19 protein-coding genes are annotated in these 21,947 nt (G+C 55.5%); 11 read left to right on the top strand and 8 right to left on the bottom strand.

Annotated elements, in window-relative coordinates; translation table 11 throughout:
- The first annotated feature begins 115 nt into the window (after positions 1 to 115).
- The 3 genes from seqA to DFO56_RS02845 all read left to right on the top strand — a co-directional run bounded on the left by seqA (position 116) and on the right by DFO56_RS02845 (position 5,393).
- Complete coding sequence (seqA, locus tag DFO56_RS02855) at positions 116 to 673, top strand: replication initiation negative regulator SeqA (RefSeq protein ID WP_045509016.1); 558 nt, start codon at positions 116 to 118, stop codon at positions 671 to 673.
- 24 nt (positions 674 to 697) lie between these two features.
- Positions 698 to 2,338 (top strand): phosphoglucomutase (alpha-D-glucose-1,6-bisphosphate-dependent), encoded by a 1,641-nt coding sequence (pgm, locus tag DFO56_RS02850; protein ID WP_020457036.1) that lies wholly within the window; start codon positions 698 to 700, stop codon positions 2,336 to 2,338.
- Positions 2,339 to 2,546: 208 nt separating this feature from the next.
- Positions 2,547 to 5,393, top strand: a complete 2,847-nt coding sequence (locus tag DFO56_RS02845) for an RHS repeat protein (RefSeq protein WP_052679795.1) — start codon at positions 2,547 to 2,549, stop codon at positions 5,391 to 5,393.
- A gap of 35 nt (positions 5,394 to 5,428) precedes the next feature.
- Here the strand turns inward: DFO56_RS02845 and DFO56_RS02840 are convergent, their stop codons facing one another.
- From DFO56_RS02840 to kdpF, 7 genes are read right to left on the bottom strand one after another with little or no spacing between them, the layout of a single operon-like run.
- Entirely contained in the window at positions 5,429 to 5,857 is a 429-nt protein-coding gene (locus tag DFO56_RS02840) for an EamA family transporter (RefSeq protein ID WP_017455922.1), read from the bottom strand.
- A 33-nt stretch (positions 5,858 to 5,890) separates the two neighbouring features.
- Positions 5,891 to 6,568 carry a two-component system response regulator KdpE gene (gene kdpE / locus DFO56_RS02835; protein ID WP_045509019.1) on the bottom strand — a complete coding sequence of 226 codons (678 nt, stop codon included), beginning with the start codon at positions 6,566 to 6,568 and terminating at the stop codon, positions 5,891 to 5,893.
- Positions 6,565 to 9,252 (bottom strand): two-component system sensor histidine kinase KdpD, encoded by a 2,688-nt coding sequence (gene kdpD / locus DFO56_RS02830; protein WP_020457040.1) that lies wholly within the window; start codon positions 9,250 to 9,252, stop codon positions 6,565 to 6,567. The genes kdpE and kdpD overlap by 4 nt, the downstream gene beginning before the upstream one ends.
- A 3-nt stretch (positions 9,253 to 9,255) precedes the next feature.
- Positions 9,256 to 9,831 (bottom strand): potassium-transporting ATPase subunit KdpC, encoded by a 576-nt coding sequence (gene kdpC, locus DFO56_RS02825; RefSeq protein WP_045509022.1) that lies wholly within the window; start codon positions 9,829 to 9,831, stop codon positions 9,256 to 9,258.
- 13 nt (positions 9,832 to 9,844) lie between these two features.
- Entirely contained in the window at positions 9,845 to 11,893 is a 2,049-nt protein-coding gene (gene kdpB, locus DFO56_RS02820; RefSeq protein ID WP_020457042.1) for a potassium-transporting ATPase subunit KdpB, read from the bottom strand.
- Positions 11,894 to 11,913: 20 nt separating this feature from the next.
- A complete protein-coding gene (kdpA, locus tag DFO56_RS02815; protein WP_045509025.1) occupies positions 11,914 to 13,590 on the bottom strand; it encodes a potassium-transporting ATPase subunit KdpA in 1,677 nt (558 codons plus the stop codon).
- Positions 13,590 to 13,679 carry a K(+)-transporting ATPase subunit F gene (gene kdpF / locus DFO56_RS02810; RefSeq protein WP_020457044.1) on the bottom strand — a complete coding sequence of 30 codons (90 nt, stop codon included), beginning with the start codon at positions 13,677 to 13,679 and terminating at the stop codon, positions 13,590 to 13,592. Before kdpF ends, kdpA begins: the two co-directional genes overlap by 1 nt.
- Before the next feature lie 415 nt (positions 13,680 to 14,094).
- On the opposite strand from kdpF, the gene DFO56_RS02805 reads away from it, so the two are divergent.
- From DFO56_RS02805 to nei, 8 genes are read left to right on the top strand one after another with little or no spacing between them, the layout of a single operon-like run.
- On the top strand, positions 14,095 to 14,301 hold the full coding sequence (locus tag DFO56_RS02805; RefSeq protein ID WP_017455929.1) for a YbfA family protein: 207 nt from the start codon (positions 14,095 to 14,097) through the stop codon (positions 14,299 to 14,301).
- A gap of 40 nt (positions 14,302 to 14,341) precedes the next feature.
- Complete coding sequence (locus DFO56_RS25070; protein WP_072051628.1) at positions 14,342 to 14,770, top strand: DUF1722 domain-containing protein; 429 nt, start codon at positions 14,342 to 14,344, stop codon at positions 14,768 to 14,770.
- Between the two features lie 16 nt (positions 14,771 to 14,786).
- Positions 14,787 to 16,199 (top strand): deoxyribodipyrimidine photo-lyase, encoded by a 1,413-nt coding sequence (phrB, locus tag DFO56_RS02795; protein WP_045509028.1) that lies wholly within the window; start codon positions 14,787 to 14,789, stop codon positions 16,197 to 16,199.
- A 10-nt stretch (positions 16,200 to 16,209) separates the two neighbouring features.
- Positions 16,210 to 16,953 carry a type 2 GTP cyclohydrolase I gene (locus DFO56_RS02790; RefSeq protein WP_045509031.1) on the top strand — a complete coding sequence of 248 codons (744 nt, stop codon included), beginning with the start codon at positions 16,210 to 16,212 and terminating at the stop codon, positions 16,951 to 16,953.
- 11 nt (positions 16,954 to 16,964) lie between these two features.
- Positions 16,965 to 17,621, top strand: a complete 657-nt coding sequence (gene pxpB / locus DFO56_RS02785) for a 5-oxoprolinase subunit PxpB (protein WP_045509034.1) — start codon at positions 16,965 to 16,967, stop codon at positions 17,619 to 17,621.
- Complete coding sequence (gene pxpC / locus DFO56_RS02780; RefSeq protein WP_045509037.1) at positions 17,615 to 18,547, top strand: 5-oxoprolinase subunit PxpC; 933 nt, start codon at positions 17,615 to 17,617, stop codon at positions 18,545 to 18,547. The genes pxpB and pxpC overlap by 7 nt, the downstream gene beginning before the upstream one ends.
- Entirely contained in the window at positions 18,537 to 19,274 is a 738-nt protein-coding gene (gene pxpA / locus DFO56_RS02775) for a 5-oxoprolinase subunit PxpA (protein WP_045509039.1), read from the top strand. Before pxpC ends, pxpA begins: the two co-directional genes overlap by 11 nt.
- A 14-nt stretch (positions 19,275 to 19,288) precedes the next feature.
- On the top strand, positions 19,289 to 20,080 hold the full coding sequence (nei, locus tag DFO56_RS02770) for an endonuclease VIII (RefSeq protein WP_045509041.1): 792 nt from the start codon (positions 19,289 to 19,291) through the stop codon (positions 20,078 to 20,080).
- Positions 20,081 to 20,126: 46 nt separating this feature from the next.
- On the opposite strand, the gene DFO56_RS02765 is transcribed toward nei, so the two are convergent.
- Entirely contained in the window at positions 20,127 to 21,413 is a 1,287-nt protein-coding gene (locus DFO56_RS02765; protein ID WP_017455936.1) for a citrate synthase, read from the bottom strand.
- Positions 21,414 to 21,947 lie beyond the last annotated feature (534 nt).

The raw sequence follows: 21,947 nt of genomic DNA, 5'->3' as shown, positions 1-21,947 counted from the left end.
AGGTTAAGAATTACTCTTAGTTTTGCCGCCATCCTGGTTTGACGCTATCCGCTGTTGAGATTTCACTTTATAATCCCAACACTTGTATTCAGATAAGATATCGCACTGGATTAAGATGAAAACGATCGAAGTTGATGATGAGCTCTACAGTTATATTGCCAGCCACACGAAGCACATTGGCGAGAGCGCATCCGACATTTTACGGCGTATGTTAAAATTTTCCGCCGTACCTCAATCATCACAGCCTGCCGCTTCCCTCGCGCCGGTAAAAGAGACGCGTACTGTCAGCACCGTTGAAGGGAGTAAACCGACCAACACCGCCAAAGACAAAGTCCGTGCCGTTCGCGAGCTGCTTCTGTCTGATGAATATGCCGAGCAGAAAAAGGCGGTCAATCGTTTCCTGCTGGTGCTGTCTACACTCTACTTACTGGATGAAAAAGGGTTTACGGAGTCCACCGAGTCTCTGCATGGGCGCACCCGCGTATACTTTGCCGCGAACGAGCAAACGCTTTTGCAAAACGGCAATCAAACCAAGCCGAAACAGGTGCCGAACACCCCTTACTGGGTCATCACTAATACCAATACGGGTCGTAAATGCAGCATGATCGAGCACATCATGCAATCAATGCAGTTCCCCGCGGAATTGATTGAAAAAGTTTGCGGCACAATTTAATCCTTGCATTGAAAGGACCAGGCAATGGCTAACCATCCGCGTGCGGGTCAACCTGCACAACAGGGCGATTTAATCAACGTCGCGCAGCTTACTGCGCAGTATTACGTGCTGAAACCGGAAGTCGGAAATTCAGAACATGCGGTGAAGTTCGGAACATCCGGCCACCGTGGCAGCGCAGGTCGCCACAGCTTCAACGAGCAGCATATCCTCGCCATCGCTCAGGCTATCGCCGAAGAGCGTGCGAAAAACGGTATTACCGGCCCGTGCTATGTGGGTAAAGATACCCACGCGCTGTCTGAACCGGCGTTTATCTCTGTGCTGGAAGTGCTGGCAGCCAACGGTGTGGACATTATCGTGCAGGAAAATAACGGCTTCACGCCGACGCCTGCCGTCTCAAACGCTATCCTGGTTCACAACAAAAACGGCGGCGCGCAGGCGGACGGTATCGTTATTACGCCGTCGCATAACCCACCGGAAGATGGTGGTATCAAATATAACCCACCCAATGGTGGCCCGGCTGATACCAACGTCACCAAAGTGGTCGAGGATCGCGCTAACGCACTGCTGGCAGATGGCCTGAAAGGCGTAAAACGCATTACGCTTGATGCCGCGCTGGCGTCTGGTCATGTGACGGAAAAAGATCTGGTACAGCCGTTTATTGAAGGGCTGGCGGATATCGTCGATATGGCGGCTATCCAGAAAGCGGGCCTGAAACTGGGTGTTGACCCGCTGGGCGGCTCCGGTATCGAGTACTGGAAACGTATTGCTGAGCACTACAAGCTGGATTTGACCATTGTTAACGATCAGGTCGATCAGACGTTCCGCTTCATGCATCTCGATAAAGATGGCGTTATCCGTATGGATTGCTCCTCCGAGTGTGCCATGGCGGGCTTGCTGGCGCTGCGTGACAAGTTCGATCTGGCCTTCGCCAACGATCCGGACTACGACCGTCATGGCATTGTTACTCCGGCTGGTCTGATGAACCCGAACCACTACCTGGCGGTGGCGATCAACTACCTGTTCCAGCACCGTCCGCAGTGGGGCAAAGACGTTGCCGTTGGTAAAACGCTGGTTTCCTCGGCGATGATCGACCGCGTGGTGAATGATCTGGGTCGTAAGCTGGTGGAAGTTCCGGTCGGCTTTAAATGGTTTGTTGATGGTCTGCACGATGGCAGCTTCGGCTTCGGTGGCGAAGAGAGCGCGGGTGCTTCTTTCCTGCGTTTCGACGGCACCCCGTGGTCAACGGATAAAGACGGCATCATCATGTGCCTGCTGGCTGCGGAAATCACCGCCGTCACCGGGAAAAACCCGCAGCAGCACTACGATGAGCTGGCAGAACGTTTCGGTGCGCCGAGCTACAACCGTTTGCAGGCTTCCGCCTCTTCCGCACAGAAAGCGGCACTGTCTAAGCTTTCTCCGGAAATGGTTAGCGCCAGCACCCTCGCTGGTGACCCGATTACCGCGCGTCTTACTGCGGCACCGGGCAACGGCGCATCCATTGGCGGGCTGAAAGTGATGACCGACAACGGCTGGTTCGCCGCGCGTCCGTCAGGTACCGAAGACGCCTACAAAATCTACTGTGAAAGCTTCCTCGGTGCTGAACACCGTAAGCAGATCGAAAAAGAAGCGGTAGAGATTGTCAGCGAAGTGCTGAAAAACGCATAGCTCAAATACCCCCAGGGTAATGAAAAATCTTAATTTGTACGGGAACGTTTAGCGTTCCCGTTTTTTTGTTTTGTTTTTTAAGATGTTACCCCAGTGACTTTCCCCTCCTTTCCTGTGCTTGAGTGGCGAACTTTATTATTTTGCCATTAACTCATTTTGAAGCGATCCGCAGATTTAGCGCCTCGATAAAAACGACAGGAGAATGCTTATGTTGACGATTTTTGGAAAAACCCCGTCAGTCAAAGTCCTTGATAATCGTGGACTAAATGTCCGCAATATTGCGTACTGCCGGCACCCAGACACCCCGGCAGTTACCAGCGAACGTATAGCCAGGCATGGGTTCAATGCGCGGGGCTTTTTGCAACAGAGTGCAGACCCTCGTTTATATGTTAACGGGGAGGTGAATTTTATCTACATGACCGATTTGTTAGGGCATGTACTCTGTGAGCAGAGTTCTGATGCGGGAACCACAATTGCGTTGAACGACAATGCCGGACGTATTTTTCTTTCCGTTACAAATATTGGTTTCCATGGTGAACGTGAGCGTTCACTGACCCGCTCCTGGCAGTATGAGAAAAGTACTTTGCCTGGCCGCTTGCTGAGTTTGACGGAGCAGGTAGCGGGAGATAATGCTCGAGTAATGGAAAGATTTGTCTACGGTAGCAATACGCAAAGTGAGCAGGATAATAATCTCTCTGGCCAGTGTATCAGCCATTATGATCCCGTAGGACTGGTCCAGGTGGAGGTTTTTTCACTTCATGGCGTTCCGCTATCCGTTACACGCAGATTGTTGCGGGGTGCTGAAGATGCAAATACTTTTGCAGACTGGCAGGGCAGTGATGTTTCTGTCTGGAACGATTCGTTGGCGAGTGAGAATTACACCACGTTGACTACCGTTGATGCCATCGGAAGTGTCCTCGCCACCATTGATGCTGTCGGCAATGTGCAACGCATTGCTTACGATGTGGCAGGATTGGTGAAATCGTGTTGGCTGACAATCAACGGTGGTAAAGAGCAGCCCATTGTCACATCAATAACCTATTCTGCCGCAGGGCAAAAGCTCGTAGAACTACACGGTAATGGTGTGTTGACGACCTGGACCTACGAAAAGGAAACTCAGCGCCTGGTTGGTATTAAAACCGAGCGTCCAACGACTCACCCTTCCGGTGCGAAAGTACTGCAAGATTTGCGTTATGAATATGATCCAGTAGGTAATGTACTGGTGGTCAGCAACGATGCAGAAGAGACACGCTTCTGGCGTAATCAAGAAATCGTGCCCAGGTGTACTTACAGCTATGACAGCCTGTATCAATTGATCAGGGCAACTGGTCGTGAAATGGCGGATGCAAGGCAACAAAGCAGTGCTCTCCCTGTGTTTTCTTCCTTCGATGATGCTACTTACACTAACTACAGCCGCACATACAGTTATGATACCGGCAACAATCTGATACAGATTCAACAAAGCGCACCCGCCTCCGGCAATAGCTATACCACGACGATGACTGTCAGCAATAGTAGCAATCGGGCCGTGTTGAGTAGTCTGACAGAGGATCCTGCGCAAGTAGATACTCTATTCACCTATGGCGGTCAGCAAACCGTTCTCTTCTCTGGTCAGCCACTGACCTGGACCCCGCGAGGCGAACTACAGAAAGTTGTGCCAGTCGTGCGCAACAGTGGCAGCGATGACAGCGAAAGCTATCGTTACGATGCCCGCAGCCAACGTATTATCAAAGTGGCTAGTCAACAGACTGGTGGCGGTAATCGGTCACAAAAGGTGATTTACCTGCCTGGTCTTGAATGGCGAACAACCACCAATGGTGGCACCGTGACGGAGAATTTACAGGTGATCACTACCAGCGTTGCCGACCAGGTACAAGTGAGGGCATTGCATTGGGAAAGTGGCTTACCAGGCGATATTAGCGCAAATGACCAACTACGCTGGAGCTATGGCAACCTGATCGGTAGCTGCCAGTTGGAGGTCGATGGGGACGGATACCTCATTAGTCAGGAAGAGTATTATCCCTTCGGCGGCACGGCGCTACTGGTGGCCCGTAATCAGACGGAAGTCAGCTACAAAACCTTACGTTATTCGAGCAAAGAGCTGGATGCCACAGGGTTGTATTATTACGGCTATCGCTATTATCAGCCGTGGGGCGGACGTTGGCTCAGTGCGGACCCAGAGGGAGGGCTAAATTTATACTGCATGGTACATAACAATCCGTTGACGCTAAAAGATCCGGATGGGCGAGCGCCGATCTTAGCTTCCAGAAGTTTCGGGGAACTGATCGGTAATAATGAATTCGCTGCACTGGATCGATTACTTCATGTACCAGATAGCTTTATCGAATCGGAAAACAACCCGGTGATAGTGAGAGGAAATATCCAGGATGAACCCGCTTCTGAGGGGAGTGAAACCAGCTCGCGTAGTATCACTGTCAGTTGGGAACGTAAAATCCCTCATTTTCAGCCCACGCACGAATCAGAATTGGTTGAAGAAGGGGCTGCTGTTTCTGAGGCATTTGCCAAAGATCTCCATCGCTCTGTTTACACTACTTCCTATGCCGCACTCGGTATGGATATTCCATTCTCAGCGGCAGACGTTGATCAGTTTTTCTCTCCGCAAAATAAAAAAATCCTTTCTACGGTGGCTCATCAGGGGCACCTTGCAGATATTGCTATTGAGCTTTATGGCGTGAGGCGTGTTGATGATGACAACACGTTTTCGGCTAAACGTGACAGCAAACCTGAACATTTGATCGTTCATGAGGGGGATGTGTACCGCATCACCTCCAGGCAACAGTTCGAAATGAAAAATATGGATACTGAAGAATATCTGGCAGAGGGGATTTTTAGCGCGACAGTCGAACAAACGACATATCTTGACGCGACGAATTTCGATGCTTCAGGTAGCAGACTATTAACCTATCAGACGAAGGATAAACCCTCCACTCAACGGATTGTATTTAAGATGAGGTTACCTAATTCACCTCCTACAACCCCAACGAAGAAAGGCGGCCTTTTCTCCCGAATGTTTAATCGTCAAATATCCCGATAATATTCGCACAGGCTCCTCCCGGAGCCTGTTTTTAATTACCCCAGCGCCACCATCAGCGCACCGGCGGTAATCAACGCCACACCCGCGCCAGAAATGAGAGAAACTTTCTCGCCAAACAGCACCACCGCCAGAATCACCGCAAATACTACGCTGAGCTTATCAATCGGCGCTACGCGCGATACATTCCCGGTTTTGATCGCCATAAAGTAGAACAGCCACGACAGCGCACCGGCTACGCCGCTTAGCACCACAAACAGCAACGCTTTTTTATCGGCGAATACCGTCGAAATCAGCGACAGCTTGCCCTGAACCACCACCACGCCAACCAAAAAAATCGCCATCACCACCGCACGGATGGCGGTGGCGGTATTGGCATCAAGATGTTGTAAACCGATTTTGCCGAAAATGGCGACCAGCGCGGCGGTCAGCGCCGACAGCAAGGCATAAATTAACCAGGCACTCATGATTCCCCTCCCAAAAATCAGAAGGATACGCCGTCAGAGCATAAACCGGTAGCCGATACCTGTTTCCGTCAGTAAATGGCGAGGGCGCGCCGGATCGACCTCCAGCTTTTGCCGCAAATGTCCCATATAAATGCGCAGGTAATGGCTGTGTTCCACGGCGTTAGGACCCCAGACCTGGCTAAGCAGCTGGCGCTGCGTCAGGACTTTCCCGTGGTTATTGAGCAGCACTGCCAGCAGGCGAAACTCAATCGGTGTGAGATGAAGCTCTTCCTCACCGCGTTGGATGCGGCGGTTAGCCAGATCGACGCGGATATCTGAAAAAGTGACCACCGGCTCATCAGGTGTGGCTGCGGCATGGCGGCGCAGCGCGACGCGCAGGCGCGCCTGCAATTCGCCAATGCCAAACGGCTTGCTGAGATAATCGTCGGCACCCGCATCCAGCGCGGCGATCTTGTCGCTCTCTTCAGTACGCGCAGAGAGCACAATCACCGGCATTTTGCTCCACTGGCGCAGATCACGAATAAAGTCGAGCCCGTCACCGTCCGGCAACCCTAAATCAAGGATCACCAGATCTGGCTTGCGGGTGGCGGCTTCAATTAACCCGCGCTGAAGTGTTTCTGCTTCATGGACGCGCAGCCCTTCGGCTTCCAGCGCGGTGCGCAGAAAACGGCGGATAGCTTGTTCATCTTCAACAATCAGAACGTTGATCACAGATCCTCAGGTAATTCATCCAGTTGCGGCGGTGTTTCCCGTGGAAGTGTAACACAAAACAGCGCGCCGCCTTGCGGACGGTTGCGGGCAGCGATAGTGCCGCCATGCACCTCAACAATCGCCTGGCAAATCGCCAGCCCCAGCCCAACGCCGGGAATGGCAGACTCTTTGGTTCCGCGGGCAAATTTATCGAAAATCGCCGCTTCCTGACCTGCTGGGATCCCCGGCCCGTTATCCCACACATCCAGCGTTAACTGATCCGGCGTGCTGTGCGCGGTAATGCCGATTTCGGCGCGATGCCCGGCATATTTCACCGCATTTTCCAGCAGATTAATCAACACGCGCTCAAACAACGGGCCGTCAACATGCACCAGCATCAGCGGATCGGGCAGGTCGAGCGCAATATGCTGGCCGCCAAGCCCTGGCTCCAGCGTTCGCAACGCACTGCCAATCACCTCTTCGAGGGTCAGCCACTCTTTTTTCAGGTTAAAGCCGCCGGACTGGATACGCGCCATATCCAGCAAATTGTTCACCAGCCGCGTGGTGTTCAGCACATGCTGGCGGATTTCGTTAGCTTGCGGCGCATGTGCTGAACCTTCGCTCGCCAGATCCAGTGTGAGGATCTCCGCCTGACCAAACAGCACGGTCAGCGGCGTGCGCAGATCGTGAGACAGCGCCGCCAGCAACGAGTTGCGAATGCTTTCGCGCTCGCTGGCAAGCCGCGCCTGCTCTTCGCTGGTGGCTAATGCCTGGCGCTCCAGCGCGCTGGCGACCAGCAGGGTGAAGGTTTCCAGCAGGCGCTGCTGTTCCGGGATCATTAACTGGCGCAGATTCGCCGGTTCAACAATCAACAAGCCATGGGTTTTTTGATCGCTTTTTAGCGGCAAAATTTGATACGGCACGCCGGGCAGCGTATCGGTGCCCGCGCCAGCAGGCTGGCCTTTATCAAAGCTCCAGCGGGCGATGGCGTCATCCCACGGCGTCATGCCGTGCGTCTGCGTCACAGCCGCCAGCTGGCCGTGGCTGTCCGGCAACAGCAGTTTGCTGCGCGCATTAAACGTGGAGTGGATAAAGGTTTCGCTGGTCGCGGCGATATCCTGATTACTGCGCCCAACCGCCAGCGCTTTTGACATCTCATACAGATGTCGGGTGCGCTGCTCCCGGTAGCGCGCCACGCGCGCCTGGTAACGAACACCGGCCGTCAGGTTGCCTATTACCAGGCCTACCGTCAGCATTACGCCAAAAGTCAGCAGGTACTGCACATCGGACACCGCCAGCGTGCCGCGCGGGGCAATGAAAAAGAGATCGAAGCTGACAACATTAATTACCGTGGCGAAAGCGGAGGGCCAGCGGCCAAAAAACAGCGCCACCAGCACCACGCCAAGCAGATAGATCATCACCAGGTTGGCGGCATCAAATGCCGTCAGCCACTGCATAGCTATCAGGGTAATGGCGGCGCAAAGCGCAAGCGCGACGAGACAGCCTTTAAGCTGCACGCGAAAGCGATCCATAAACGGGCGAATATCCCCGGCGCGGGCGGGCAGGGGAGTCGGCGCATCTTCCAGCGCGATAATCACCAGGTCGAGATCCGGCGCGCGCCTGGCGAGCCTGTCGGCAAAGGATTCCCGGCTCCACCAGTGGCGTTTGTTGCGTCTGCCAATCAGAATTTTGCCGAGATTATGTTCGCGCGCGTAACGCAAAATGGCGCGGTCTTCCGCCGGATCGGAAAGGGTGGCGGTTTCTGCGCCCAGCTCCTGCGCCAGGCGCAGCGAACTTAAAATCGCCCGCCGCTGCGGCTCCGGCAGTTTATGCAACGTTGGGGTTTCGACATATACCGCATGCCAGGCGCTGCCGAGCTTGGCCGCCAGGCGTGCGGCAGTGCGGATCAGCTTCTCATTGCCTGCGCCGTGGCCGACGCAAAGCAAAATCGCATCACGCGTGTGCCAGACTTTTTCTTCGCCCTGGCGGTCGCGCCAGGCGCGCATTTGGTCATCCACCCGATCGGCTGTGCGGCGCAGCGCCAGTTCGCGCAGGGCAATCAGGTTGCCTTTACGGAAGAAGTGCTCAATCGCGCGTTCCGCCTGACCGCCAATATAGACTTTGCCTTCGTGCAGACGCTGGCGCAGGTCATCCGGCGGTAAATCCACCAGCACCACTTCATCGGCGCTGTCAAAGAAGGGGTCCGGCACCGTTTCGCGCACCTGAATCCCGGTCACGCCGCTGACCACGTCGTTCAGGCTTTCAAGGTGCTGAACGTTGACGGTGGTAAAAACATCAATTCCCGCTTCCAGCAGCTCTTCGACATCCTGCCAGCGTTTCGGGTGGCGCGAGCCGGGCGCGTTACTGTGTGCCAGCTCGTCCATCAAAATAAGCGCCGGACGCCGCGCAAGGGCGGCGTCAAGATCAAACTCCTGAATTAAGCGTCCGCGATGGTGAATACGCCGGGCGGGCTGCGTTGCCAGCCCCTCCAGCAGCGCGGCGGTCTCTTTTCGACCGTGGGTTTCCACGACGCCAATCAGAATATCCAGCCCTTGCGCCCGCAGCCGCTGTGCTTCCTGCAGCATCGCAAAGGTTTTCCCCACCCCGGCGCAGGCGCCGAAAAAGACTTTTAGCTTGCCCCGGTGCGCGGTGGCGGCATGCTCCAGCAGGCGGTCGGGATTGGGGCGCAAAGGCTCATCAGTCATGCTTTATTTGTCCTTGAGCGCATCCAGCGCCAGATTAAGTTCCACCACATTCACCACCGGTTGGCCGATAAAATTCACCAGCGGCGTTGACGTGTGCTGCGCCACCAGTTTCGCCACCACCTGCACCGGCAGGTTACGCGCCTGCGCCACCCGCGGGATCTGCCATTCCGCGGCCTGCGGAGATAACTGACCATCAAGGCCGCTGGCCGAGGAGGTAATGAGTTCTACCGGTACATGCGTATCCGCTTGCGGGTTGTCGGCCCGCAGTTGCGCGACGCGCTGCGCCACTTCTTTATCCAGCTCCGGGTTGCTACCCGCCAGGTTACTGCCGCCGGACGCCATAGGATTATAAGGCGCGTCCGCCGTGGCGGAAGGGCGACCATGAAAATATCCCGACTGGGTAAAATCCTGGCCTAACAGGCGAGAGCCACGCACATTGTCGCCTTCACGAATAAGTGAGCCGTTGGCCTGATCGTGAAACCACCACTGCCCCAGCGCGGTAGTCAGCAGCGGATAAAGCCCGCCGGTAATCAGGGTAAAGAGTATCAAAAGCAGAAATGCGGGACGTAATAAAGCCATTTTTATCTTCCTCTTACACCAGGCCGAACAGCGTGAGAATAAGGTCGATCGCTTTGATGCCAATAAACGGCACGATCAAACCGCCCAGCCCGTAGATCCACAGGTTGCGACGCAGCATGGCAGAGGCGGTCAGCGGTTTGTAGCTCACCCCTTTCAATGCCAGTGGGATCAGAAACACAATCACCAGCGCGTTAAAAATAACGGCACTCAAAATTGCCGACGCCGGGGAGTGCAGGTGCATCACGTTGAGCATATTCAGTTGCGGATAGGTCGCCGCAAACGCTGCCGGGATAATGGCGAAGTACTTCGCCACATCGTTAGCGATACTGAAGGTGGTCAGCGAACCACGCGTCATCAGCATCTGTTTGCCGATATGCACCACTTCAATCAGCTTGGTGGGGTTGGAATCCAAATCCACCATGTTGCCCGCTTCTTTCGCCGCCTGCGTACCGGAGTTCATCGCGACCGCCACATCCGCCTGCGCCAGCGCGGGGGCGTCGTTGGTGCCATCGCCGGTCATCGCTACCAGCCGGCCTTCTGCCTGATACTGGCGGATCAGCGCCAGTTTGGCTTCCGGTGTCGCTTCGGCCAGAAAATCGTCGACACCCGCTTCAGCGGCAATCGCGGCGGCGGTCAGGCGGTTATCACCGGTGATCATCACCGTTTTAATACCCATTTTGCGTAACTGGGCAAAACGCTCTTTTATGCCGCCTTTGACGATATCTTTCAGCGCAATCACGCCCAGCACTTTTGCCCCTTCGGCAACCACCAGCGGCGTTGCTCCCTGGCGCGCCACGCGTTCGACCAGCGCTTCGACATCAGCCGGGAACTGACCACCATTTGCTTCGATATGGCGGCGAATAGCATCGACGGAACCTTTGCGGATCATCCGGTCCTGCACGTTAATCCCGCTCATCCGGGTTTGCGCGGTGAACGGCACAAAAGTCGCTTGCAGACTCTGCATGTCGCGCTCGCGCAGGTTAAAGCGCTGTTTCGCCAGAATAACAATACTGCGGCCTTCCGGCGTTTCGTCCGCCAGCGAGGAGAGTTGTGCGGCATCGGCCAGCGTTTTTTCATCCACGCCCCGGGCGGGCAGGAAGTCTGACGCCTGGCGGTTACCCAGCGTGATGGTGCCGGTTTTATCCAGCAATAACACATCGACATCGCCCGCCGCTTCCACCGCGCGACCGCTGGTGGCAATCACGTTTGCCCCCAGCATGCGGCTCATCCCCGCGACACCAATCGCGGAAAGCAGTCCGCCGATAGTGGTTGGGATGAGACATACCAGCAGGGCAACCAGCACGGTGACACTCACCGGCGTGCCGCCGTACACGGAGAAGGGCCACAGCGTTGCCGTTGCCAGCAGGAACACAATCGTCAGCGCCACCAGCAAAATGGTCAGCGCGATTTCGTTCGGCGTTTTACGCCGCTGCGCGCCTTCCACCATCGCGATCATGCGATCAAGGAAGGTTTCGCCGGGGTTAACGCTGCACTGGATCACCAGCCAGTCAGAGAGAATGCGCGTACCGCCGGTTACTGAGGCGAAATCGCCGCCGGACTCACGAATCACCGGTGCGGATTCCCCGGTGATCGCGCTCTCATCCACCGACGCGCCGCCTTCGATCACTTCGCCATCGCAGGGGATAATGTCGCCTGCTTCCACCAGCACGATGTCGCCTTTGCGCAGATCTTCCGCCGGAATGTGGTCGATTTGCGCGTCATGCTGCGGGGCGCGAAGTTTGCGGGCAAACGCAGTCTTTTTCACCCCTTTCAGGCTGTTGGCCTGCGCTTTACTGCGGCCTTCGGCCAGCGCTTCGGCGAAGTTGGCGAACAGAACCGTCACCCACAGCCACACGCTGATCGCGCCGGTGAACCACGCGCTGCCGTCGAGATGACCGGTCGCCATTGCCAGCGCCAGCAGGGTAGTTAACACGCTGCCAATCCAGACAATAAACATTACCGGGTTACGCCACTGTACATGCGGGCTTAACTTGGTCACGGAATCCATCAGCGCCTGACGAACAAGATTCGGTTCGAAAAGCGCCAGTTGTTTACGACTCATATAACGCGTCTCCGCCACTCTTAAAATTGCAGGTATTCCGCCACCGGGCCAAGCGCCAGGGCTGGAATAAAGGTTAAAGCGCCGACCAGTAACACGGTGCCGATCAGCAGGCCGATGAACAGCGCACCATGCGTTGGCAGCGTGCCGGAGCTGGTCGGTTGAATTTTCTTCGCCACCAGCGAACCGGCAATCGCCATCACCGGCACAATCACACCAAAGCGGCCAAAGAACATGCAGAACGCCAGCAAACAGTTCCAGAACGGCGTATTGGCGCTTAAGCCCGCAAAGGCGCTGCCGTTGTTATTGGCGGCAGATGAGACGGCGTACAGCACTTCGCTAAAGCCGTGAATACCGGGGTTGAACATGCCGCTGCGACCGGCGTCGGTCATCATCGCCAGTGCGGTGCCAATCAGCACCAGAGCCGGGGTGACGAGGATCGCCAGCGCGGTCATTTTCATTTCACGCACATCGATTTTCTTGCCGAGGAATTCAGGTGTGCGGCCAATCATCAGCCCGGCGATAAACACCGCCAGCAGTACAAACAGCAGCATGCCGTACAGACCCGAACCCACGCCGCCGAACACCACTTCGCCAATCTGCATCAGCCACATCGGGATCATGCCGCCAAGCGCGGTAAACGAGTCATGCATGGCGTTGACCGCGCCGCAAGAGGCCGCGGTGGTGACCACGGCGTACAAGCTACTTGCCAGAATGCCGAAACGGCTCTCTTTCCCTTCCATATTGATGGCGCTGTCGCCGCCGAGCGTCAGGAAGTGCGGGTTACCCTGCAACTCCGCCCACATCACAATCCCGGCGCAGATGACGAAAATAATCGACATTGCCCACAGCAACATGTGTCCCTGGCGGCGATCGCCGACCGCATCGCCAAAAGCGAAGCACAGCGCCGCCGGGATCAGGAAGATCGCCAGCATCTGCACAAAATTGGTTAAGGCTGTAGGGTTTTCAAACGGATGCGACGAGTTGGCGTTAAAGAAGCCGCCGCCGTTGGTGCCGAGCATTTTTATCGCTTCTTGCGACGCGACAGGCCCCATCGGCATCAGGTGTTGCACACCTTCCAGCGAGGTATAAGCCTGGTACGGCGAAAAGTTTTGCAGCGCCCCTTGCTGAATAAAAAACAGCGCAATCAGCAGTGCGATGGGCAGCAACAGCCACAGGGTGATGCGCGTGATATCGACCCAGGCGTTACCGAGCGTCTCCATACTGCGACGTGAAAAAGCGCGGATCAGCGCAAAGACCACAGCAATACCCGTCGCGGCGGATAAGAAGTTTTGTACCGTCAGTCCCGCCATCTGGCTGAAATAGCTCAGGGTGCTCTCCCCGGAGTACGCCTGCCAGTTGGTGTTAGAGATAAAGCTGACGGCGGTGTTCAGCGCCAGGTGCCAGGAGAGCCCCGGCAGGTTTTGTGGGTTAAGCGGCAGAAAGCCTTGCAGCATCAGCATCGCAAACAGCAGCACCAGGCCGAAGATGTTCAGCCACAAAATCGCCAGTAAATAGTGCCGCCAGTTCATTTCACGGGTATCGATACCAAGCCCGCGCCAGAGGAGGTTTTCCACACCGCGCACGCCGGGCAGCGGCTGCCCGGCGATCATTTTCGCCAGCAGCGAACCGAGCGGGCGCGCGAGGATAAACAATACCAGCAGAAAGCTGGCAATCAGAAGAAACGCCTGAGCGGCCATCAGAAAGCCTCCGCGTTGATCAGGGCATAAACCAGATAGCCCAATAACAGGAAAACCAGCACGATGCCGATTACTACGCCTGCACTCACAATCCACCTCCGGGGTGATTTAACGATGTGCAGAAAAAGTAGAATTTTCGACGCAAAGATTTCGCAAAAATCGGCGGGCGAGGTGTAAAAAAAATATAAAAATCGCGCGGAATGAGCCGGGGGAGTGGTGTGAATGCGCGTTGCCCCTTTCCCTGGGCAACCCTGTTTATCAAATAATCCACAATTTAACTGATGGTTAGTATTAATTTAACCATTTCGTAACTTATTTACCGGCTCAATGTAAATAAAGCTTAAATTGACAAAAAATAGTGGTCGGATGAGTAGTAAAATTACAAACAAAACGGTACTATTTTAACCAGATTTCAGTGCCGCCCTGGTTTTTACGTTAGTGAGTTTCAGTGGGGGCTAATTATTTTCCGGTGCTGCTTACCGGCCTGACAAAGGGGAGAGAATTATGGACACATACAAAGCGTTTCCGGCTCATATTGTGTTGATGCGACGTGCTTTCGCCGTTCTGGCGGGTGTGCTGGCGTTGCCGGTAATGTTGTTCTGGAAAGACCGCGCACGTTTTTATAGCTATCTGCATCGCGTCTGGGCAAAAACCAGCGATAAACCGGTGTGGATGGAGCAGGCAGAGAAAGTAGCCTGCGACTTTTATTAATCGACGACACACAGCAAACCTCATCGCCACCGCTTTTGCGGTGGCTTTTTTTTACCTGCGGCCTGTGACTACCCTTACCGGGGTAGAAAAACGAGCCGTAAAGCGCGAGAACATCCCCGCTGGCATTCTTGCCTGTTTGTCCGGGAAACCTGTCTTTTTTTACGGTTGTTATACAGGGCTTGCGCTCGCGGCTAAGTCGCTCTCTGCCCGGCAGATATTTGCTCCGACCCGCCTGGCGCTAACCACGCGGCGCAATCATACCAGGGCGTTGATGCCTGGTTTTTATCAAACGCTTTATGCACGCCAGCAGCCAGCCCTCTCCACGCTGATTGAATGTTACCGCCAGCGACCCCAGCCACGGCTTGCACCGAAGACCTTACTCAAACACTATATGGTTGAATTTCCCGACGCGTCCCTGGCCGGGCTACGCCATGTTAACTCCCGGCTAAAGGCGCGGTGCTTACATTAAGGACATTAGGAGCGGTATGACCACCCATCTGGTCTGGTTTCGCGCGGATTTGCGCGTGCACGACAATCTTGCGCTTGCTGCTGCCTGTCGCAGCGATAACGCGCAGGTAAAAGCCCTGTTTATCGCCACGCCGGCACAGTGGCGGCAACATAATATGGCGCCACGCCAGGCTGCCTGTCTCAATGCGCATCTCAACGCCTTGCAGCAGGCGCTGGCGGAAAAGGGCATTCCGTTGATCTACCGGGAAGCGGCAGATTTTACCGACAGCGTACAAACGGTGGTGGATGTCTGTGGGCGCGAGCAAGTCAGCCATCTTTTTTATAACTATCAATACGAATTTAACGAGCGACAGCGTGACGCGGCCGTCGAAAAGGCATTGCCAAATGTTGCCTGCCAGGGTTTTGACGACAGCGTGATGCTGGCACCTGGTAGCGTGATGACCGGCAATCATGAGATGTATAAAGTTTTTACGCCCTTTAAAAATGCCTTTCTGCGTCGGCTGAAAGCGGATCTGCCTCAGTGTGTCGCCGCACCGCACCCGCGTGAAGGCGTCGAGGTCGCAGTAGAACCGATTACGCTTGATTATCCACAGCAGGAATTTGACGAAAACCTGTTCCCGGCCGATGAGAAAAGCGCTCTCGCGCGGCTTCGTCAGTTTTGCCAGCAGCAGGCGGCGGCGTATGAGCAGCAGCGCGATTTCCCGTCAATCGAAGGCACCAGCCGCTTGTCAGCGTGTCTGGCGACTGGCGCTTTATCACCGCGCCAGTGCCTGCATCGTCTGTTGGCTGAACAACCGCGGGCGCTCGACGGCGGACCGGGAGCCGTGTGGCTGAATGAGCTGATTTGGCGCGAATTTTATCGCCATCTGATGACCTATCATCCGGCACTCTGTAAGCATCGTCCTTTTATAGCCTGGACTGATAAGGTGCAGTGGCAGGAAAACGCCGGGCATCTGCAAGCCTGGCAACGCGGCAATACCGGCTACCCTATTGTTGATGCGGCGATGCGCCAGTTGAACGCCACCGGCTGGATGCACAACCGCTTACGGATGATAACCGCGAGCTTTCTGGTCAAGGACTTACTTATCGACTGGCGCCATGGGGAGCGTTATTTTATGTCGCAGTTAATCGATGGCGATTTCGCGGCAAACAATGGCGGCTGGCAGTGGGCGGCCTCGACGGGCACCGATGCGGCTCCCTATTTTCGAATTTTTAACCCGACCACGCAGGGCGAACGGTTTGATGCTGACGGCGCGTTTATTCGCCACTGGCTACCGGAGCTGAAAAATGTGCCGGAAAAATCGGTGCATCAACCCTGGGACTGGGCGGATAAACACGGGGTAAAACTCGATTATCCCCGCCCGATTGTTGACCATAAACAGGCGCGTACCGCCACGCTGGCGGCCTATGAAGCTGCCCGTAAAGCGTAAAGGAGTGATGATGAAAAATACCGAGCTGGAAAAACTGATTAACGAAAAACTTAACAGTGCGGCGTTCAGTGATTACGGCCCGAACGGGCTACAGGTTGAGGGGCGGGAAACGGTACAGAAAATTATCACCGGCGTGACCGCAAGCCAGGCATTGCTGGACGAAGCGGTACGCCAGCAGGCGGACGCGGTGATTGTGCACCACGGTTATTTCTGGAAAAACGAAGCGCCGATCATTCGCGGGATGAAGCGTAATCGCCTGAAAACGTTACTGGCCAATGACATCAACCTGTACGGCTGGCACCTGCCGCTCGATGCGCACCCGGAGCTTGGCAATAACGCTCAACTGGCGGCGTTGCTCGGCATTAACGTAATGGGCGAAATTGAAGAGCTGCTGCCGTGGGGCGAACTCTCCATGCCGGTTCCGGGGCTGGAGCTGGCGTCGTGGATTGAAGCGCGTCTCGGGCGCAAGCCGCTGTGGTGTGGTGATACCGGGCCGGAAAAAATCACCCGCGTTGCCTGGTGTACCGGCGGCGGGCAGGGTTTTATTGATAAAGCGGCCCGTTTCGGTGTTGATGCGTTTATCACCGGCGAAGTCTCCGAGCAGACCATTCACTCTGCCCGTGAACAGGGGCTGCATTTCTACTCTGCGGGTCACCACGCTACCGAGCGCGGCGGTATTCGCGCGCTCAGCGACTGGCTGAATGAAAATACCGATCTTGACGTCACGTTTATCGATATTCCGAACCCGGCGTAAGGAGAGTACAAGTGCAGCGAGCACGGTGTTATTTGTTAGGTGAAAGCGCGGTGGTGCTGGAGCTGGAGCCTCCGGTACAACTGGCGACGCAAAAGCGTATCTGGCGGCTGACGCAGCGGCTGGTGGACGTGCCGGACGTGGTGGAAGCCATTCCGGGGATGAATAACATTACGGTGGTGCTGCGCGATCCGCATTCGCTGGCGCTCGACGCGATTGAGCGTTTACAGCGCTGGTGGGAAGAGAGCGAGGCGCTGGAGCCCGAGTCACGATCCATTGAGATCCCGGTGCTGTACGGCAAAGCGGCCGGGCCGGATCTGGGGCTGGTGGCGGAACACTGCCGGATGACGGAAAAGCAGGTTGTTGAGCTGCATGCTTCTATCGATTACGTGGTGTGGTTTCTTGGCTTCCAGCCTGGTTTCCCTTATCTGGGCGGGATGCCGGAGGCGCTCGCCACACCGCGCCGCGCTGAACCGCGAGTGAGCGTTCCCGCCGGCTCTGTCGCCATTGGCGGCGCGCAAACCGGCATTTACCCACTGGAAACGCCCGGCGGCTGGAACCTGATTGGCCGTACCGATTTGGCGCTGTTCAACCCGCGCTTGCCGGAGCCGGTACTATTACGTCCGGGCGATACACTGCGGTTTGTGCCGCGCAAGGAGGGCGTATGCTGAAAATTATCCGCGCGGGAATGTATACCACCTTGCAGGGCGGCAAACGTATTGGCTTGCGCCAGTCCGGCGTCAGTTATTGTGGCGCGCTGGACGAACCCGCGTTGCAAATTGCCAATGCGCTGGTGGGAAACGCGCCGGAGGCGGCGGCACTGGAAATCACCTTTGGTCAGTGCGAAGTGGAGTTTGGTCGCGATGTCTGGTTTGCGCTCACTGGCGCAGGCTGTGAGGCGAAACTTGACGGTAAAGCGGTGTGGACCGGCTGGCGATTTGCGGCAAAAGCCGGGCAGCGGCTGGTGCTGAAAAGGCCGCTGCATGGCGTGCGCAGTTACCTGGCGATAGCGGGTAGCTTTGCAGTACCTGCGGTGATGGGCTCGGTCAGTACCGATCTGAAAACCGCTATCGGCGGGCTGGAAGGGCGATTATTGCGCGATGGCGATGTGTTGCCACTGGGCGAACCTGTCCGTCATTTTCACACGCAGCAAGGGGTAAAACAGTTGCTGTGGGGCAACCGTATTCGCGCGTTGCCAGGGCCGGAGTATCACGAATTTGACAGCGCCTCGCAGGAGGCGCTCTGGCGTTTGCCGTGGCAGATAAGCCCGCAGAGTAACCGCATGGGTTATCGTTTGCAGGGCCAGCCGCTGGTGCGCACTACGTCACGCGAACTGCTTTCCCACGGCTTGTTGCCGGGCGTGGTGCAGGTTCCCTCTAACGGGCAACCGATAGTGCTGATGAATGATGCCCAGACCACAGGTGGATACCCGCGAATTGCCTGCATTATCGAGGCGGATATGTACCATCTGGCGCAAATCCCACTCGGGCAGCCGATACACTTTGTCCAGTGCTCGCTGGATCAGGCACTGAAGGCGCGGCGCGAGCAGCGTATCTATCTCGATCAACTGGCATGGCGTCTGCACAATGAAGATTGATTTAAACGCCGATCTCGGCGAAGGCTGCGGCAACGATGCGGCGCTACTCCAGCTTGTTTCTTCCGCCAATATCGCCTGCGGTTTCCACGCAGGCGATGCGCAAACCATGCTGAGCTGTGTGCGCGAAGCATTGCGTAACGGCGTGGCGGTGGGCGCCCATCCCTCTTTTCCGGATCGGGAGAATTTTGGCCGTACGCCGATGCACCTGCCACCGGATATTGTTTATGCGCAGATGCTGTATCAAATTGGTGCCCTGGCGGCGATGGTGCGTGCCGAAGGCGGCAAACTGCACCATGTGAAACCGCACGGTATGCTCTACAACCAGGCGGCGGATGACGTGGCGCTGGCCGATGCCATTGCCGGAGCGGTTTACGATGCGGATCCCGCATTGATTCTGGTTGGGCTGGCGGGCAGCGAGTTAATTCGTGCCGGAGAGCGTTATGGTTTGCGTACGCGCCAGGAGGTGTTTGCCGATCGCGGCTACCTTCGCGATGGTCGGCTGGTGCCGCGCAGTGAGCCTGCCGCACTGATTGATGATGACAATCTGGCGCTGGCGCAAACGCTGGAGATGGTGCTGGAAGGGCGGGTGAGGTGTGTCACCGGTGAGTTTGTTAATGTGCAGGCGCAAACGGTGTGCCTGCATGGTGATGGCGAGCACGCGCTGCTGTTTGCCCGCCGCTTACACGGTGCCTTTGCCCAACGTGGTGTGATGATTTCCGCCCACTAACGCAAGGAGTTTTTATGCCGGAAGGACCGGAGATCCGCCGGGCGGCGGATACGCTTGAAGCCGCTGTTAAAGGCAAACCATTGACAGATGTCTGGTTTGGCCTGCCGTCGTTGAAAGGTTTCGCCGCTGATCTTGTGGGGCAGTACGTTGAGAACATTGAAACGCGGGGAAAAGCGCTTCTGACGCATTTTTCCGGTGGACTGACGCTTTACAGCCATAACCAGCTTTACGGCGTCTGGCGCGTGGTCGGGGCAGGTGAGATCCCGCAAACCAACCGTGTGCTGCGTGTGCGGCTGCAAACGGAGCAAAAGGCGATTTTGCTGTACAGCGCGTCGGACATTGCGTTACTCACACCGGAACAACTGGCGCAGCATCCGTTTTTACAGCGTGTTGGCCCGGATGTGCTGGATATGACGCTAACCGTGGAGCAGGTAAAAGCGCGGTTGTTATCTCCCCGTTTTCGCCGTCGCCAGTTTTCCGGGTTATTGCTCGATCAGGCCTTTCTTGCCGGGCTGGGAAATTACCTGCGCGTCGAAATTCTCTGGCAAAGCGCCCTGGCACCGCAGCGTAACGCTTCGCAGCTAAGCGAAGAGCAACTTGAGGTGTTAGCGCATGCGCTGCTGGATATTCCGCGTTTATCGTACCAGACACGCGGCGTGGTGGATGAGAATAAACACCACGGCGCGCTGTTTCGCTTTAAGGTGTTTCATCGCGCAGGCGAACCGTGCGAGCGTTGCGGCGGGATAATTGCGAAAACCACCATGTCGTCCCGGCCGTTTTACTGGTGCCCGGCTTGTCAGCATTAAAATAAAAAACGCGCCTGAAGGCGCGTTTTTTTCTGCGGGTTAGCTATCAATCTTTTTTCAGATCGGAGCTGAACTCGCGTTTTTCATAACCGGTGTACAACTGGCGCGGACGGGCAATTTTGATGCCGTCGTCGTGCATTTCGTTCCAGTGTGCAATCCAGCCCACGGTACGCGCCATCGCGAAGATAACGGTAAACATGGAAGAAGGAATACCCATCGCTTTCAGAATGATACCGGAGTAGAAGTCGACGTTCGGGTAGAGCTTACGTTCGATAAAGTACGGGTCGTTGAGCGCAATGTGCTCAAGCTCCATCGCCACTTCCAGCAGATCATCTTTGGTGCCCAGCTCACGCAGCACTTCGTGGCAGGTTTCACGCATCACGGTCGCGCGCGGGTCATAGTTCTTGTAGACACGGTGACCGAAGCCCATCAGACGGAACGAATCGTTTTTGTCTTTGGCGCGGCGCAGGAATTCCGGAATGTGTTTCACGGTACTGATCTCTTCCAGCATCTTCAGCGCAGCTTCGTTGGCGCCGCCGTGTGCCGGTCCCCACAGGGAGGCGATACCCGCAGCGATACAGGCGAACGGGTTCGCGCCAGAAGAGCCAGCGGTACGCACGGTAGAGGTGGAAGCGTTTTGTTCATGGTCGGCGTGCAGGATCAGGATGCGGTCCATTGCGCGTTCCAGCACCGGGTTCACTTCATACGGTTCACACGGCGTGGAGAACATCATGTGCAGGAAGTTACCGGCGTAGGAGAGGTTATTCTGCGGGTAGACGAACGGCTGACCAATGGAATATTTGTAACACATCGCCGCAACGGTCGGCATTTTCGACAGCAGGCGGAACGCGGCAATCTCGCGGTGACGCGGATTGTTAACATCCAGTGAGTCATGGTAGAACGCGGCCAGCGCGCCGGTCACACCGCACAGCACCGCCATTGGGTGCGAGTCGCGACGGAAACCGTGGAACAGACGGGTGATCTGCTCATGGATCATGGTATGGCGCGTTACGGTCAGTTTGAATTCGTCAAACTGTTCCTGCGTCGGTTTTTCGCCGTACAGCAGAATGTAGCAGACTTCCAGATAGTTGGATTCGGTCGCCAGTTGGTCGATAGGGAAACCACGGTGCAGCAGAATACCTTCGTCACCGTCGATAAAGGTGATTTTCGATTCGCATGATGCGGTAGAGGTAAAACCTGGGTCAAAAGTGAATACCCCTTTTGAACCGAGACTACGGATATCAATCACATCCTGACCGAGCGTGCCTTTTAGCACATCCAGTTCAATAGCAGCGTCACCATTGTAGGTGATGGTTGCTTTCTTATCAGCCATTTACGGTCTCCTTAGCGCCTTATTGCTTAAGACCGCCAGTCACCGGATTTGCATTCAACTGCCCGTCAACGTTACCAGTTTGTTATTTAGCTCGCAGCTCTGTTGAGAGGAGGTACCAGGGTACAGAGCGATGGGCGCGTGCAAGTACACATTGAAAACACAGTGAAAAAACAGCAAATCAGCGTCTTAGCAGTCCGAATTTATCAAACCTGTATATCACTAATAACTGTCCTGATTACATCGGTCAATACCATCACACTGTTACATAACTTATTCTCAGGTGAAAGTAAGACCCCATAACTTTTGCGAATTATAAGCCCTTTCTGGCGTAGTTTGTAACAAGAATGTTTAACTTTTGTCAAATCAGATGATTAAAATTTAAAAGAATGTTGTTATCGTGATGGGGGTCACTGTTCTGCATAAAACCCGACAAACTATATGTAGGTTAATTGTAATGATTTTGTGAACGACCTATACTGCCGCCAGGTCTCCGGAATACCCCTGCAATCCCGAGCCACCCAGCGTTGTAACCTG

Source organism: Kosakonia sp. AG348 (genome assembly GCF_003337365.1).
Lineage (GTDB): Bacteria > Pseudomonadota > Gammaproteobacteria > Enterobacterales > Enterobacteriaceae > Kosakonia.
Note: the sequence above shows the minus strand (reverse complement) of the source record. Positions and strands in the feature narration are given on the sequence as shown.